This window comes from Parasegetibacter sp. NRK P23, from assembly GCF_023721715.1.
Taxonomy (GTDB): Bacteria; Bacteroidota; Bacteroidia; order Chitinophagales; family Chitinophagaceae; genus Parasegetibacter.
On sequence record NZ_JAMDLG010000024.1, the window covers coordinates 1 to 1,572 of the forward strand.

Annotated in this window: 2 protein-coding genes; both read right to left on the reverse strand. The window is 36.8% G+C overall.

All coding sequences use genetic code 11. The annotated features are described in order from the left end of the window. Window positions 1-204 precede the first annotated feature (204 nt). Entirely contained in the window at window positions 205-936 is a 732-nt protein-coding gene (locus M4J38_RS19315; protein ID WP_251761454.1) for a DUF5131 family protein, read from the reverse strand. After that, complete coding sequence (locus M4J38_RS19320) at window positions 936-1,397, reverse strand: hypothetical protein (RefSeq protein WP_251761455.1); 462 nt, start codon at window positions 1,395-1,397, stop codon at window positions 936-938. Before M4J38_RS19320 ends, M4J38_RS19315 begins: the two co-directional genes overlap by 1 nt. Window positions 1,398-1,572 lie beyond the last annotated feature (175 nt).

Genomic DNA, 1,572 nt, shown 5'->3' on the forward strand with positions numbered 1-1,572 from the left:
TCAGAATAAAAGATAAATAAAGTTTAAGTCTGTTCATATATGGAATCGTCAAAAATTACACACAACGTGACGGCTTTGCGATGGCCGGGATTTGAAAACGTAAACAATCTTGCCCAGATTGAGTTTGCTTTGAAAAACAAACATCACGTTTACAGTCTTACCCGGATATTGCAAAACTATTGTTGTGTGCTGGCGTTCTTTCTGTCAAGAGTTTCTTATAAGCTCGTGAACGTCCGGCATCTCATCATAAGTCCGCCCATTTAAAATGCGACCTGCAGCCTTCTTATTCTTGCCTCCCCACTGTTTGAAGAAAAATGCAACTTTGGCTTTTTCACATTGGTCTTGTATGTCTAAAACCCAATCTGGGTTCATTGGTCGTGGTTTATGTCCACTTTCACCCCCAACTATTACCCAATCTATTTTCTTTAAATTAAGGTTGCTCAACTCCCCGATGAGTGGCTCAAGTGAAAGAAATTTTACTTTCGCTCTTGTCTTTCGTAGGAAGTCAATACGCTCAATCACCCTTATATCCTCTACGGAAACTCCCATCCAAATATTATGTGTCCAATGCAATTCTTTATGAACTTTAAAAAGCCTTTCAGCTCTTTTGGTCAAAACCTGAAAGACATGTTGTGGATTTTCATTCATTACTTTGAAAACCTGTTTTATGTATTCTAAAGGAACATCTTGATGAAAAAGGTCGCTCATTGAATTTACAAATACAATCTTAGGATGTTTCCAAGTATAAGGGATATCAAGTGTCTCCGGATGAGTTTTTACTATTTTAAATCCGTATTGATATTTTTCCTGCCCCATTGCTTTTAATCGCCGGGTCATTATTTCAGCATAGCAAAATTTGCAGCCGGCAGAAATCTTTGTGCAGCCCGTAGTTGGGTTCCAAGTCATTTCTGTCCATTCGATAGATGAATTTGCCATTAGTTAAATTTTAAAATACAGTCTTTTGAAATAAGAACACTTTTCTTATGTTCTTTATTGTCAGTAAAGGTCGAAATTAATTTTTCCTCATCTACAAGTCTCCTTAGGGCTGCCGTATAATGACTACGGCTATAAAGGTTATTAGTGTGATGCTTTTCAAACAAATCATGTGCGGTCAATTCTTTTCCACGAAAGGCTTTATAAACCTCATCTTTTAGTTTATCAATGTTTGTAGAATTTAGGTCGAACAACTCAACTACTGGTTTATCGATTTTCTTTGCATCAAAAGTGTAGGTGTTAACACCGTCGAATACAGTGCCTACATTTGCAAAGTCATTATAAGTTGTTTTAATTAGGTCATATCCTCTATGTCCTTTTGTGAAATGTAAAATATAATGGCTGGTTGCATAGTTATCCTCTTCTTGAAACTTAAAAGCAGTATAATAAACAGTTCCTCCCAATATTGATTGGTATTCGTCTCCAAGTTTATTGATGATTAAATTCAGCCGCTCCGAAACTGTCGACTTGTATTTTCTATCATTTTTAATCTTGTCAGCGGCCCCTTTTTCCGGTCAGTTCAAAATTAGAGGATTGATTTGATTTTCGACCGCTTTATCCACTACCGTCCGCGCTTCA

Coding starts and splice junctions, on each gene's coding strand:
- M4J38_RS19315 (WP_251761454.1), bottom strand. CDS start 936: ATGGCAAATTCATCTATCGAATGGACAGAAATGACTTGGAACCCAACT.